The sequence below is a fragment of the Arthrobacter russicus genome (assembly GCF_031454135.1).
GTDB classification, from domain to species: domain Bacteria; phylum Actinomycetota; class Actinomycetes; order Actinomycetales; family Micrococcaceae; genus Renibacterium; species Renibacterium russicum.
In genome coordinates this window covers 2,861,114-2,874,754 of record NZ_JAVDQF010000001.1, presented here as the reverse complement: position 1 = coordinate 2,874,754, position 13,641 = coordinate 2,861,114, and the positions used below count along the sequence as shown (strand labels likewise).

Annotated in this window: 9 protein-coding genes; 4 read left to right on the top strand and 5 right to left on the bottom strand. The window is 61.2% G+C overall.

The features are described from left to right. Positions 1 to 33: 33 nt before the first annotated feature. The 4 genes from JOE69_RS13390 to JOE69_RS13375 all read right to left on the bottom strand — a co-directional run bounded on the left by JOE69_RS13390 (position 34) and on the right by JOE69_RS13375 (position 8,485). Complete coding sequence (locus JOE69_RS13390) at positions 34 to 1,881, bottom strand: HSP90 family protein (protein WP_309799501.1); 1,848 nt, start codon at positions 1,879 to 1,881, stop codon at positions 34 to 36. 164 nt (positions 1,882 to 2,045) lie between these two features. Continuing rightward, complete coding sequence (locus tag JOE69_RS13385) at positions 2,046 to 3,794, bottom strand: ATP-binding protein (RefSeq protein WP_309799499.1); 1,749 nt, start codon at positions 3,792 to 3,794, stop codon at positions 2,046 to 2,048. A gap of 1,047 nt (positions 3,795 to 4,841) precedes the next feature. Further along, positions 4,842 to 5,303 (bottom strand): hypothetical protein, encoded by a 462-nt coding sequence (locus JOE69_RS13380; RefSeq protein ID WP_309799497.1) that lies wholly within the window; start codon positions 5,301 to 5,303, stop codon positions 4,842 to 4,844. Continuing rightward, entirely contained in the window at positions 5,303 to 8,485 is a 3,183-nt protein-coding gene (locus JOE69_RS13375; protein WP_309799495.1) for an ALF repeat-containing protein, read from the bottom strand. Before JOE69_RS13375 ends, JOE69_RS13380 begins: the two co-directional genes overlap by 1 nt. A gap of 399 nt (positions 8,486 to 8,884) precedes the next feature. Between JOE69_RS13375 and JOE69_RS13370 the strand changes: the two genes are divergently transcribed. The 4 genes from JOE69_RS13370 to JOE69_RS13355 all read left to right on the top strand — a co-directional run bounded on the left by JOE69_RS13370 (position 8,885) and on the right by JOE69_RS13355 (position 13,086). Next, on the top strand, positions 8,885 to 9,424 hold the full coding sequence (locus JOE69_RS13370; protein WP_309799493.1) for a hypothetical protein: 540 nt from the start codon (positions 8,885 to 8,887) through the stop codon (positions 9,422 to 9,424). A 69-nt stretch (positions 9,425 to 9,493) separates the two neighbouring features. Then, a complete protein-coding gene (locus tag JOE69_RS13365) occupies positions 9,494 to 11,227 on the top strand; it encodes an AbfB domain-containing protein (RefSeq protein ID WP_309799491.1) in 1,734 nt (577 codons plus the stop codon). Positions 11,228 to 11,428: 201 nt separating this feature from the next. Next, entirely contained in the window at positions 11,429 to 12,619 is a 1,191-nt protein-coding gene (locus JOE69_RS13360) for an acetyl-CoA C-acetyltransferase (RefSeq protein WP_296364222.1), read from the top strand. Beyond that, positions 12,619 to 13,086, top strand: coding sequence for an aminoacyl-tRNA deacylase (locus tag JOE69_RS13355; RefSeq protein WP_309799488.1), 468 nt, complete (start codon positions 12,619 to 12,621; stop codon positions 13,084 to 13,086). The genes JOE69_RS13360 and JOE69_RS13355 overlap by 1 nt, the downstream gene beginning before the upstream one ends. Before the next feature lie 2 nt (positions 13,087 to 13,088). Here the strand turns inward: JOE69_RS13355 and JOE69_RS13350 are convergent, their stop codons facing one another. Then, the gene (locus JOE69_RS13350; protein ID WP_309799486.1) at positions 13,089 to 13,586 is read right to left on the bottom strand and encodes a hypothetical protein; all 498 of its coding nucleotides are present in this window, start codon (positions 13,584 to 13,586) and stop codon (positions 13,089 to 13,091) included. Positions 13,587 to 13,641: the final 55 nt, after the last annotated feature.

The window sequence follows — 13,641 nt, the reverse complement described above, 5'->3', positions numbered from 1 at the left end:
TCGTGGGCTGTCATGGCAAGGCGAATGGGAAGTTCAGCGGATCGAGCCGAAATCCGGGCTGACCGAAAGGTGAATCAGATCGCTGAGCGAGCCGCTGAGCAGTTTACGGTCTACCGCGGCCAGCGGCCGGTGTCCTTCCAGCATCGCCTGGACGTAGAGCAGCCGGACCGTGCGTTCGAAGACCAGCCCATCGTCGACTCCGGCGAGTTCCCGGGTCAACGGGTTGGCCCAGTTGAGGCACAACCGGCTGCGCAGCCGATCGTCGTCGGGCTTTTTGCCGTTCGAGCCCAATTGCTCGTCGACATTGGCCATGATCCCGGCCCAGAAACTCGGCGCGACGTCGCTGGCTTTGCTCCGCTCGATCCGACGGAGTACTTCCGGGTCCGCGACGTACAGCGCCGGCAAGTGCTCGGGGTTGAAATTCCGGACCGAAACTTTGCAGGCGGCCTCGGCCAGCGCTCGCTCGGCACGCCGTTCCAGTTCGGCCGTGGCGTCCCGGTCGGCGAGCGCCGGCGCGGCCAGTTCGTCGAGCACCTCGGCTACCCGGATCCGTTCCACCTGGATCTGCGGACTCAACTCCGGGAGTCGACGGATCAGCTCGGATTCATAGGCGTAGCCGCCGTTGAGCACCGGCATTCCGGGCGGCACCACCGCCGCGATCTGCCGGAACTCGTCGGTGGTTTCGGTGTACCGCAGGGTGCCGCCGGATTCCAGCAGGGCACGGATCGGCATCCGGCCGGCCGCGGTCTCCACGCTGAGCCAGGGCACGATCACTGCGGCGAGCTCGTCGTCGTGGAGGGACAGGGCGCGCAGCGAGAGCTGGTGCACGGAAAGGAACTGGTCGAACCGGCGTTGCTGCGTGGTGGCCAACTGCACAATCCACCGCTTGAGGGTTTTGCCGAGTTCTTCCCTGGTGAACTCCAAGGAAGCGTCCTCGACGAGCTGCTCCCGCGAGGCAGTGGGCTGCAATCCGTCGGTGTCCAGGATGCAGCGGACGAAGAAGGCCCAGTCCGGAAGCAGCGAATCGACTCGTTCGCCGAGCAGCATCCGGCCCAAGTACACCCGGTTCGCCTGGTGGGCGGACGGCGGCGGCGCGGTGGGCAGCAAATACGCGATGCCCCGGGTACCGGTGCCCGGGATATCGAGCGGAATCCAGTCCAACGGCGTGGCCCCGAGGAGATCGGCGCCCAGCGCGAGGATCTCCTCGGGCGGGCCGGCCGGGTCCAAGAAACTGGCTGCTTTGTTGATCGGTTCCCCGGCGACGCTGATCCGCAATGCCAAGTATTCGCCGAAATGCGCGGCCAGCCGGCGGATGTTGCCCGGTTCGATGATCGCCGCTTCGGTGGGTCGCGGCCGCAAATAGACCGTGGTGCCGACTGGCAGCACGGCGCGGTCTCCGATTTTTCCGTCCGGCGCCGGATCATCCAGGCTGCGCAGCGTGAAGGATCCTTCGGTGGAACCGATCCACTCCACTGGCCGGCTTCCGGAGGCGCTGCGCGAGACCACCCGGATTTCATCGGCGATCAGGAAGCAGCTGAGCAAACCGATGCCGAATTGGCCCAGGAAGTCCTCCCGGCGCAAGTTCAGCACGCTGTCCCGCTTGGAGCTGCGGCCCACGGTGGCGAGCAATTGGGTGGCTTCGTCCAGGGTGAGCCCGACGCCGTTGTCCCTGACGGTCAGCAGCTCGCCGTCGCTGTCGATCTCCAACCGGCCCTCGGGAGCTGCCGGGTCCTGCATTTTGCGCGCGGCCACCGCATCGACGCCGTTTTGCAGCAATTCGCGCAGGAACACCTGGGGTGAGGAGTAGATGTGCCGGCTGAGCAGGTCGACCACTCCGCGGAGATCCACCTGGAAAGGCCGTGCAACGGAGTCCTGGTTCATCCGGCCCTCTCTGGATCCTCGGTTGTTGCGATCGATCGTCAGTTCACACGATAGCTCCAAACGATGGTGCTGGGATCAACGGGCCGGTTGCCTGCCCTCCCGGGCAACGGTTCTGCCGCCCCGTGACCCTGATCTGCCATGGTTCCGCTCAGCCACCATCCGGCTCAGCGGAGCGCTCCGCGACGGACCGCTTGGGCAGCCTCGCCGAAGCCCTGTTCGTCGAGGAGCTGCGCGAATTCGAGACTGACCGCCTGATGCTGCATCGCTGCCGGCTCGCCCAGCCCGGCAAGCTGTTCGACCGAGGCCGCGTAAGCCGAGTAGGCCGGTTCGAATTCTTCTGCCACGGCGAGGCCGCGGGCCCGGGCGAGTTGGGCCATCGCGGCCGACAAGCCATCGCCCACGGCGGCGAATCTGCCCGCTGCGGCGTCGAGCGTTTGGGCCGCCTCGGTTACCCGGAGCAGTCGCAGCAGCGCCCGGCCTTTGGAATCCAACACGTCGGCCACGTTCCATTCGGCGCCGTGGCTGGCTGCGAATTCCGCAGCTTCATCGAGATCCTGCAGGCCGGCAACGTCGCCAAACTCGGCTTTCGCCCGGCCGGAGACGTCCAGCGCGTGCACCAGGAATTGCGGCACCCCGGCCTGTCGAGCTGCGGCCAGGGCACGTTCGACGACGGGCAGCACCGTTTGGTCCTGGGCAGCGAGCAACGCTTGGGCCAAGTCGATCCCGGCCATCGCCGTGGCTTCCGGAAGCTGGGCTTGCTCCGCCAGTTGCATGGCTTGGGCCCAGCAGCCCTTGGCCTGATCTTCGTCCTGACAGGCGTTAGCCGCCCGTCCCCGCCAAATCAGCGTTTCCGCCCGGGCTCCGGCTGGCAGGCCGAAGGCGGTTTCCTGCCCGCTGACCGCCTGCAGGGTGGCGAGTGCGCTCTGCGGGTCCCCGGACCACAGTTGGTATTGGCCCAGGTTAAAGTGGGTCGTGATCGCGCGCTGCGGCTCGATGACGGCTTTGCCGGTCAAACTGAGGGCCTGGGCGGCCCGTTGCACCGCCACCGCGTCCTGATCGATCTTGCTGTGCAGTGCAGCCGAAAAGATCAAGGCTTCGAAGGCTTCGAGAGCGGCGCCGACGTCCAGGCAGAGTTGTGCGCGTTCGTCGGCCAATTCGACGGCTTCGGCGAACTCGCCGGCCCGGCCGTGCAGTTGCGCCCGGGCCTGCAGTGCGGCGGCCAGGTAGGAGATCGGCAGGCCGGAATCGCCGTCGAGGATGTAGTTAAGTGCCGTGTCCAGCAGTTGCGCGGATTCCCGGCTGAAAGCGGGATCATCGATGGCGGAGAACAAGCAGCCGGCCCAGGCGATGACGCTGTGGGTTTGCTGCGGGTCGCTGAGTCCTTGGGCTGCCGCGATGCTGAGTCTGACCAACGCGACGGCTTCTTCGAGCTGGCCGGGTTTTTCCGGAGTCGCCGCGGCCCAGACCTGCCCGGCCAATGCGGCACCGACCACGGTCACGGTTTCCGGATCGCCGAACTTCTGCGCCCGGGCCAGTTCGGTGCGGAGCAATTCCAGGTGCTGCGGGTTGCCGAAGTCCGCGCGGCCGAAGAGCAGGAAGCCGAGCCGCCGCTCGGTTTCGGCGAGCTGGCCTTTGCCGAGTCTGATGAGCGCCTGGCCCCGGGCTTTGAGCGCTTCGCTTGCTTCGGCGTCGCGGCCGAGTTCCACCAAGGTGCCGATCAGCACCGCACCGGCTTTGGCGCGGCCGAGCGGGTCATCGGCGAGTTCGACGGCGCTGCGGGCTGCTTCGGCGGCCTGTTCCGGATCGTGCAGCAGGGCCGCGGCGATGTACGCGCGTTCCAGCCAGAGTCCGGCGGCCTGTTCTGCGGACTCCATCTCGTCCGCCGTGTCTTCGGAAGGTGCTGCTTCGGCCATCGTCGCCTTTGGATCGTTGGGGTAGCGCTTGGTGCACTACCCCAACGATATCGGTAGACCTTTGGCATTCACCTCCGCATTGGCTCAGCCGAGAAGAAGTTTGAAAGGTACCAGCCTCGCTAGGCGATCGAGTGGCCCAATAGACTCTCTAGAGATTTACAATGCACACCCTGAGTTGAAAGTCATCAGTTCCAAACAAATCGATCCAGCATAAACAAAACAGCAAACAAGATAGCTATGATCGTAAATGTCCAAAATAATGAATATAGAACTCCATGATTTCCATCGTCCAATTTAATCGTCGGTTTATGAAACACGGCATAAATTGGAATCACCATTGCTGCAACCAAGAAAATGCAGAGAAATATTCCGAAAATAATCATTTAGGCACCATCGCATTTTTCCACAGAACTCCCCCGATTCCGTCCACTACGCCGGTAACGGCGCCACCAGCACACGCGCCGACGTACGCCCCCGCTCCTGACTGATTTCCAGTCATATTGTCGCTTACCCTCGTCCCTACGATGTTGCTGAGACAACCTATTACCGCCGAAGCAGCAATTCCCCAAGGAGTGGAAGTGATTACTTTTCCAAGAATGAAACCAAAGGCCCCAATAACACCAGAAGCAAGAACGGGCGCTATTCCGGTCCGGAAATCCTTACCGAAATCGTCTCCCGAGCTTGATGTACTCGCAGGACCCGAATTCTGGGTGAGAATCTTCTGACTTGCTAGGGTGAAATCGTTCGTCCTGATGAGCTGGGCTGAAACCGGGCTGCTGTTGAGGCTGTTACTAGTTGAGGTCCTGGTTTCCTCACGCCGCTGCTGGCTCCGCTCCCCCACCTGGCTCACCCATCCGCTCGCGACTGCCCATCCGCTTAGGTGGACATCGCTCAACGTTACTACCCCCACAGGGTGCCGCTTCAGCGATCACTGTCCCTAATTGTTGTTGAAGTAGCACTCAGCGCACCACCTCAACGATATCGGGATTAGCCAGTGCAGCCCCAAACAAATAACCACATAGGGTCCTCAAATCGAACTTTCGAGAATCAGCTCTTCAGATTCGACAGCTTCCCAGTAGTTGAATTACCGATAAAAAAGGCAATCGCCGCATATGCTGGAATGAAAATTAAAAATTGAATAGTGATTCTAGAAAAAAACTCCGTTAAATCAAATGAAATTCCATTTTGTTCATTTTTTACATCGAGTAAATAGCTCGATAAATTAAATACGATGCTTCCAAAAATTGACCCCCAGGGAAGGGAGACGAGAACAGCCCATCTTCCAGGCAGGGTAGGCCAAGCTTCAAGCGAAACATTTCTTTTGACAGCAAGAAACGCAAATATCATCCCAAGAAGCATTAAGAGGTTAAAACCCATTCCGGCGACGGCAAAGCCGATCGGTCGCGAACTGAACAAAGTCCCAATTTGAGCCAGTAAGCTCATTATGCCAAGAGTTCCGAAGAAGCCAACACTAAAAATTACAATGAAAACTTTATATGCTTTCTTCATTATCGACACAACCTACTGTCTGTTTGGACCGTTCGAGCAGAACCACTTAGAAAACCTAGAATTGCGCCTACAGCAGCCCCAGCCGCGACCCCAACGGTTATCCCAGCCGCGGCCCCGCCCCAGCCGGTCAATATTGCTCCTGGTCCCGTGGGAATCCCAACAACGGCGCCGATAATCCCACCGACCACTCCGCCTAAAAATCCACCAATCGCCGCGCCATTACCAGCTGTGCTATTCATGTATGCAGCACTTTCTGCCTCGCTACATTTTACTGGTTTGGGATCTGTTGTATCGGTCGCTTGGGTAAGCGCCTTGTTTGTTGTGTTGAAAACATTACTTGCCGTGATGATCTGAGCCCGGGGCGGATTGCTTACCAGGCTGCTCGAATCTCGGTCTCGTTGCTGTTCGCGCTGCTGTTGGGCCGATTCTGCGCGTTGCTTCGCTGCTTGAGCTGCCCAGGCGCCTGTCGCGGCCTGGGCAGCTTGTGCGGCGTCGTTGTTTGCTGCTAATTGGGATGCGCGTGCCTCACTGGCCGCCGCCGCTGCAGTAAAAGCCGAGGATTTCGCCCAAGAAGCCGAAGAGGCCGCCTTAATCGCCTGACCCAGAGCCTGATTGGCACTCTCGCCAGCAGCTTTCGTGGCTTTGCTCGCAATGACCACCGACTGCTGAGCACGCACTGTTGCTTGTTCAGCCGCAGTGGCGAATTCAGCTGCCCGAGTAGCAAATCCCTTAGCCGCACTGGCCTGCCCGGCGGCTTGTTCCGCATAGCCTTTTGCCTTGTCAAACGCCCGCTCGGCTGTGGCTGCCGCTTCTTGAGCCTTAGCTGCTTGAGCCCTTGCCGCGGCAGCATCGGCTGAAGCCCCAGCAATCATTTTCTCGATCATTGCCGCGTGCGCCGCAGAGTCTTGGTCCCTTTTGGCCGCCTGATACTGACCGAAATAGTAAAATTCAGCCAGCGCGATGTCGGAGCCTTCTACCGCCACATTGGCACCCGCCTTCACCTCGGGCGACGCTGTCGTGATCATCTCAGCCACACTTGTACGCATATCAGTGATAGTAGCCCGGACTACACCGTCAGATAGGAAACCGTAGAGTGCCTCAATCGTGTTCTTGTCCAAGGCGGCGTTTGCAGCCTCTTTGACCATGGACCCGCCAGTCGAAAGCGCGTCTGCGACAAGATTTTCGAAATCTGCCCTTACCGCCGACCATTGGCCGGTGGCAAGAAAATCTCGGACACCCTGATTGGTACCCAGGGCGGTTGTCGCAGACGGTCTAACCGATTCGGGGCCGGTCTTCGACAACTCGTAGACCTGGTCCCAACCGTCTTGACTTTGCACAATCGGGAGAGTTTTCGTGATGAACTCCTTCATCGCCTCAGATCCGCCGACCAATGCCTGCTCTGCTGCCGGCCGCTGCCATGGCCCGCCTGTTACCGCGACACCCAAGATGGCTTCTTTGACTTGAGGTAGTTGATCTCCTACTTCGCCATCACTGGCCTGGAGCTTCGCGATCAATTCCTGAGTCTTCTGAGCGGTCTGTTTGGCCAAGGTCGCGTTTTCAGCTGCAGAATTCCGTCTCTGCTGCTCGTCAAGACGTGCTTGAGTAGCCCGCTCCATGTTGAATTGCCGCTCGGCCTCTAGCCGTTGCGCATCGGCTTCGCGTGCTGCTTTGTAAACCTGTTGTGCTTTATCGACTGCGTCCGTAGCGGCGTTTGCTGCTTCGATTGCCGCACCTGCGTATTGTTTTGATTTCTCTGCTGAAGTGCCGGCGTTCTGCGCCTGGATGGCGGCCTCGTCGGCATTCGCCGCCGCACGATCGGCGTACTGCGCCGCTTCGTATGCGGACGTTCGAGCAATCTGGGCGCTCTGCGCAACTTGATCGGCCAACGAGTTGACCTGCGCCGATGCCGAAGCTGCCCGCCGCGCTGCGGTATTGGCCCTCACGGAAGCAGCTTCGGCCCGAGCCGCCTCGGCGCTAGACACACCCGACTGCTTGGCCGCTGCAGCAGCAGAATAAGCTGCCGCAGCCGCATAACGCCCAGAAGAAGCCGATGCGTTGGCGGCCTCCTTGGATGCGCTGGTTGCTTGCGCAGCTTTCCCCGCAGCTTCAGCCGCCATCCTAGCTCCCGCTGCAGCGTCCCTGGCACCTTGAGCAGCAACTCTGGCAGCGGACGCCTTGCCAGCATCGGCCGCTGCAGCGGCCGCAGCACCTTGCGCATTGGCCGCGGCCCCTTGCGCCCGCACTGCAGCAGCAGCAGCATTTGCCGATGCACTGACTGCCTGTGCCAAAGCCTGCCGCGCCTGTTCTGCCGAGTTCACCGCAACTTCGGCTGCGACAGCAGCCTGTTCTGCCAACGAACCAGCTCGCATGGCCGCCGCCCCCGCTTTTGCGGCAGCGCCTTGGGCCCCAGCCGCCTCATCGGCAGCTCGTTGGGCGGCTTCTTTCGCGAGCCTGGCTGCATCGACGGCCTGCTGTGAATACTCGTGCGCTCGGCCACTCAGTTCTACGGCCTGAATGCTGGCGCTCTTCGCTTGACCAGCTAGTTGAGCGACGGTCGCAGTCTCGGCATCCCGCGCAGCTGCAACAAATTGGCCATAGCGCAAAAAATCATCAAAAGCCGTGATCGTGTTGGCATCAAGAGCAGCACTGGCGGCCTTTGAAACGTTTGGCGAACCACCCAAGAGGTCTGCAATCTGGTTTTCTTTGTCAATCCGCTCGGCCCGGTCCCGACCTGAAACAACAAACGACCGGACAGCGCCGTCGCCGCCATCCAGGGCTTTCTGGGCTGCCTTCTTGGTCTCCTGCCCGGCGGATGGAATCAATCCAGCGATCTCCTGCTGATCATCGACAAGCCAAGACTTTTTCCATCCTGAGGAGACGAAATCACGCAAAACCTGCCACGTACCGTCAGACAACGCCGCATCAGCAGCTGCGCGAGTGGTTGACCTGCCAACCGTGGCCAGCTGGATTGCAATCGTCTGGTAGTCCTGGCGGAGCGCCACGTACTGCCCGGTCGTGATGAACTCCTGCAGCTGGGCAGAATCTCCAACGAGAACCGCCTTGGCTGCGTCCTTGGTAGCCGAGCCGCCTAAGCGCCAAAGTTGCAACACGCCGGCCAAGTCAGTAGCCGGCTTGATTGGATCCGAGGGGCTCGAGACCTGAGTTGACTCGGCCCGGGCCATGGGCAGAGTCAACTCAGGGACCTGAAGGACCCCGACAGCAAGAGCAAGCGCAAGAAGAATGCTACTGAATATTCTCGGCATCATTCTAAGCTCAGTTTTTCTTGGACGGTTCACGCAGATCTCCTATCAAACATACATACGAATTAGAATCATTCTCAAGGCACTCAAAGCTTGCGGCGGGGCGAATGGATTCTGCCCAGAAGTGGGTCGCCCAACATGGATCATACCTTCGGAAGAATATTTTTGCCATCAAATATACAATCAATTTGCACGATGCTATGCTTTGCCGCAGCATGGTCAACTCACAATGGCTATCTAGACGCCGTCGAGCCGCCTCTTGCATACATATGACAATGATTCTCATTCCTGGATGAGCTCTGCCTTGAAAAGGGGGAAACCATGATCAAACCGATCAGAAAAAGGCGAAGACTACTCGCCCTGTCCATCGCCGCCACAGCCATCACCGTGACCTCGTTCACGATCCCGGCTGCTCAAGCCGCGGACCCGAACACCGCGGAAGGCGCCGGATACACCGTGGAGCCAGTCGGCGACCCGTTCGAAGCCGCTTACACGATTGAACCCGGAACCTATCCCGGAGCCGACAAGATCGCCGCGCAGAAAAAGATCCTACTCAAAGACGGCGACGGGCAGATCATGCTCGCTGAATGCGGCTCCGCACCGAATCAGATCAACATCCGCAGCGTAGTCGCCGCAGATCTGATGTTCTGCTTCAATCTCAGTGGACCGACCGGCTGGCTAAAGATGGAGATTACCGGCTCCTACATTGCCCGGGCCACAGAAGACAAAAATCTCTCGGTCAAGGCCACCGATGTGCAAAATCGGGAAATCCTGACCGAAGTCCCCAAAGGCGAAAACCGACCAATCCGCTCTGCCGGAGCAACCGTCACGGTAGTCGAACTACGCGTCAACCCCCAGTAAGCCCTCGCCAATTCCAGCTTCGCCTCCAGCAACTTCTTCGAGTTTTCTTTGAGAGAAAGAACCCACACCATGTTCAAACGACGGGCCTCTAAACTCGTCGCCAGCGCCGGAATCGCGATCATCGCGATCACCGGCCTGAGCGCCATCCCAGCTTCCGCCATCAGCAACGGCACCACACCCGGCAACAGCGAAAACCTCAACGTCGCCAAAATCGTCACCGGCTACGGCACCTGCACCGGCGTCCTCGTCGACGCCCAATGGATCGCCACCGTCGCTTCCTGCTTCACGCAAAACCCGGCCGAATACGCCAACCTGAAAACCACCGACCCGCTCCTGGGCGCCCGGGCACTCTTCGGCACCGACGCCGCACGCAAAGAAAACACCGGTATTCCCATCGCCGAACTCGCCCTCTACACCGGCGCCGACAAACGCGACATCGTCCTGGCCAAACTCGCCACCCCGGCCCTGAACACCACACCCATGAAACTGGCCACCACCGCCCCAACCAAAGACGAGAAACTCGACTTCATCGGCTGGGGACGAACCAAAACCGAATGGATCCCCACCGAAAAGAAAATCGGCTCCTTCAACATCAACACCGTAGACGCCAAAGAACTCACCATCACCGGCTACAACCCAGCCAACACCAGCCTCTGCCTCGGCGACTCCGGAGCCCCCGGCATCCGCACCACAACCAACGGCCAAGAACTCGCCGCCATCAACTCCCGCTCCTGGCAGAAAAACTGCATCGGCACCACCCAAACCACCAACGACGGCGCCTACGCCACCCGCACCGACGACATCACCCCCTGGATCCAAGGCGTCATCAACAACGGCCGTGCGGTCGCAGGCCTCGAAAACAACGCCTTCATCGAGATCCGCGAAACAGCTGCGACTGACCCGAAAAACGGTTACGCCTGCATCGCGCTCAAGAGTCTGTCGAAAGCCGCCGGAGCCGAGGTCCGCAATGAAATCTGCACCGGACCGTACATTTCGAAAAAATGGGAACTCGTTGAGATCGACAAGAGCCCGAACACTTTCGCAATCCGCAACGTGCTCTCCGATCTCTGCCTCGCCGGAGCAGGCGAAGGACAGAGTCTGAGCCAACAGAATTGCGACTCGGTCAACGCCGCCCAGCAGTGGCAGTTCTTGGCACTCGGCAAAGACGTCACCAGGGTCCGCAATGTCGCCAACGGTCTGTTCCTGACCAACAACAGTGTGAACGAGAACAACATCCGGCCAGCAACCTTGGAGAGCACCCAGTTCGCTGCGAAACAGAACTGGACGCCTGCCGTCGTCGGCAAAGCTCGCTACGACATCGCGAAACCGAACGATTTCATTTCGATCGAAAGCGCTTCGGTTGCCGGCCGCTTCATCAACCACGCAGGGACGAAGGGCACCGTCGGCGCCATCAACTCGAGCGCTCCGGCAGCCGCCCGTCAAGCGGCGTCCTGGAAAATCGTCCCGGGGCTGGGGAATCCGCGTTGCTACAGCTTCCAATCCATGGACACTCCGAACTCCTACCTTCTGGGCATCGGTCCAGGGGCCGTAGTCGAAGTCCAACCCACCACCGGAAAAAACCTGGGAGATTTCACTTTCTGTGCCGAACAAGCGAAATTCGGCAACGGAGCGATCTCCTTCTACCGCTACACTGACGCATTCCGCAGCCTGAGAATGTACGACACCAAGCTCTACCAGGCCGCCTACTTCGACGCCGGCGTGCCGGAGGCCGACAACCAGCAGTGGGTAGTCAACGATACCGCGTGGAAGATCTCGAGCCCGTTGGCTCTGCCCACGCCATAAACAACACCTACCCCTGAATAGTCCATTGCGGGTCCGGCATATGCCGGACCCGCAATGGCATTTCCGCACCCTTTTCGCACAGTCGTCCCCGCTAGCCCCGCAACAAATACCCACGGGAACAACCACGCACTACACTCGGTTTAACACTTTGAGTTACTGGACGTTAACCGAATCCGGTTAACCGAGGCGAAGGAATCCAGCATGAGCAACCCCGACGACGTGGTCATCCTCGGCGGAGCACGCACCCCGCTCGGCAAATTGAAGGGAGCCTTGGCTGGCTTCCAGGCCGTGGACCTGGGTGGCTTCGCGATCAAAGGCGCCCTGGACAATGCCAAAGTCAGCCCGGACGACGTCGACGCCGTGATCATGGGCCATGTGGTCCAAGCCGGTTGCGGCCAGAACCCGGCCCGGCAGTCCGCAATCAAGGCGGGCATCGGCTGGAACACCCCGACGGTCACGATCAACAAAGTCTGCCTTTCCGGCCTGGCCGCAGTCACCGATGCGGCCCGGCTGCTGCGCAGCGGCGAAGCGTCCATCGTGGTCGCCGGCGGCCAGGAATCGATGACCAATGCCCCGCACATCCTGCCCGGCTCGCGCAACGGCTGGAACTACGGCAACTTCACCGCGATCGACTCGGTGGCGCACGACGGGCTGACCGACGCGTTCGACGGCGAATCGATGGGCGCTTCGACGGAACGCAAGAACACCGAACTCGGCATCGGCCGCACCGAGCAGGACGAAGTGGCAGCCGCCTCGCACCAACGCGCCGCCAAAGCGCAGGAAGCCGGCGTCTTCGACGAAGAAATCGTGCCGGTCAGCGTACCCCAACGCAAAGGCGATCCGCTCCTGGTCAGCCAGGACGAAGGCGTCCGGGCCAACACCACGGTCGAAACGCTCAGCGGCCTGCGCCCGGCTTTCGCCAAAGACGGCACGATCACCGCGGGCAACTCCTCCCCGTTGTCCGACGGAGCGGCGGCGCTGGTGCTGACCACCCGGGCCAAAGCCGAAGAACTCGGCCTGTCCTGGATCGCGATCGTCGGCAAGCCCGGTCAAGTCGCCGGTCCGGACACTTCGCTGCATTCCCAGCCTTCCAACGCGATCAAGCAAGCGCTGGGCCGTGCCGGCTGGACCGCGGCGGACCTCGACTTCATCGAGATCAACGAGGCGTTCGGTTCGGTGGCGGTGCAATCGCTCAAAGACCTCGATTACCCGCTGGAAAAGACCAACATCCACGGCGGCGCGATCGCCGTCGGGCACCCGATCGGGGCTTCCGGCGCCCGGTTGGCGCTGCACGCAGCGCTGGAGCTGAACCGGCGCGGCGGCGGCAAAGCCGCGGTTTCGCTCTGCGGCGGCGGCGGCCAGGGCGAGGCCCTGCTGCTGTACACCGACTGATGAGCGCGGAACGTTTCCTCGAGGGCGCGCGCAACCGCGGCCTCGAGGTGCAGGTCGTGGAACGGGCGGCCGCCGGCAGCTTGGCGGAAGCTGCGCAGATCTTGGGCATTCAAGCTGCGGAGATCGTGAAATCGCTGGTGGTCAAACACAAAGACGGCACGTTCTTGTTTGCCTTGATCCCGGGCGACCGGCAGATTTCCTGGCCCAAGTTGCGCGAGTTGATCGGCGTGAACAAGCTGTCCATGCCCTCGGCAGAGGCGGCCTTGGCGGCTACCGGATATGAACGCGGCACGATCACGCCGGTCGGGGCCGACGGCGACTGGCCGGTGTATGCGGACGAATCGATCCGCGGCAAACGGATCTCCATGGGCGCCGGGGCGCACGGCCGCAGCGCGTTCCTGCATGCCGACTCGCTGATCGCGGCCTACCGGGCCACCGTGGCGGATATCAGCGAACCGCTCGGCTGAGCTCAGAGCTCCAGCGTCACACCGGCCGCAGTGCAGGCGCCCATCGCTTTGAGCACCGCGTCGGTGACCGCCTTTTCCTTGTCGCTGGGCGCCGACTCGCCGCCGGCGTCCGCCCGGGCATAGGCCAAGTCCGACAATGCGTTCAGCGGCCCGGCCACCTCGGCCGGCGAGCGCCCGCCCTGATCGATCATCTTGGCGCCGAGCAACAACCAGTTCGTATTCGCCGCGGTTTTGAGCCCGTCCCGGTATTCGACGAAGCCTGCGTTGAACGCCTGGCAAGCAGCTTTCGCGTCCAGCGGCGGGGCGGTACCGGCCGCGGTCCCGCCCGGGGGCAAACTCAACGTCGCTTGGCCGCCGTCGGCCGGCGCCGGAGAGCTGCCCGCCGACGACTCCGCAGGCGGCGCTTGGCCGCCGCATCCGCTCAGCGCCAACGCACCGGCGACGACGATTCCGGCCCAGGCAAATCGGGAAACTCTGGAACCACGGTCAAAACCAAACACGGAAACTCCACTCTGCGACGACGACGAGCTAACGCTATCAAGCTGAAACTGGATT

What these genes read in the sequence shown, in the direction of transcription:
- JOE69_RS13360 (WP_296364222.1), top strand. Translation starts at nt 11,429, where the DNA reads ATGAGCAACCCCGACGACGTGGTCATCCTCGGCGGAGCACGCACCCCG.
- JOE69_RS13390 (WP_309799501.1), bottom strand. Translation starts at nt 1,881, where the DNA reads ATGAACCAGGACTCCGTTGCACGGCCTTTCCAGGTGGATCTCCGCGGA.
- JOE69_RS13355 (WP_309799488.1), top strand. Translation starts at nt 12,619, where the DNA reads ATGAGCGCGGAACGTTTCCTCGAGGGCGCGCGCAACCGCGGCCTCGAG.
- JOE69_RS13375 (WP_309799495.1), bottom strand. Translation starts at nt 8,485, where the DNA reads ATGGCCCGGGCCGAGTCAACTCAGGTCTCGAGCCCCTCGGATCCAATC.
- JOE69_RS13385 (WP_309799499.1), bottom strand. Translation starts at nt 3,794, where the DNA reads ATGGCCGAAGCAGCACCTTCCGAAGACACGGCGGACGAGATGGAGTCC.
- JOE69_RS13380 (WP_309799497.1), bottom strand. Translation starts at nt 5,303, where the DNA reads ATGAAGAAAGCATATAAAGTTTTCATTGTAATTTTTAGTGTTGGCTTC.
- JOE69_RS13370 (WP_309799493.1), top strand. Translation starts at nt 8,885, where the DNA reads ATGATCAAACCGATCAGAAAAAGGCGAAGACTACTCGCCCTGTCCATC.
- JOE69_RS13365 (WP_309799491.1), top strand. Translation starts at nt 9,494, where the DNA reads ATGTTCAAACGACGGGCCTCTAAACTCGTCGCCAGCGCCGGAATCGCG.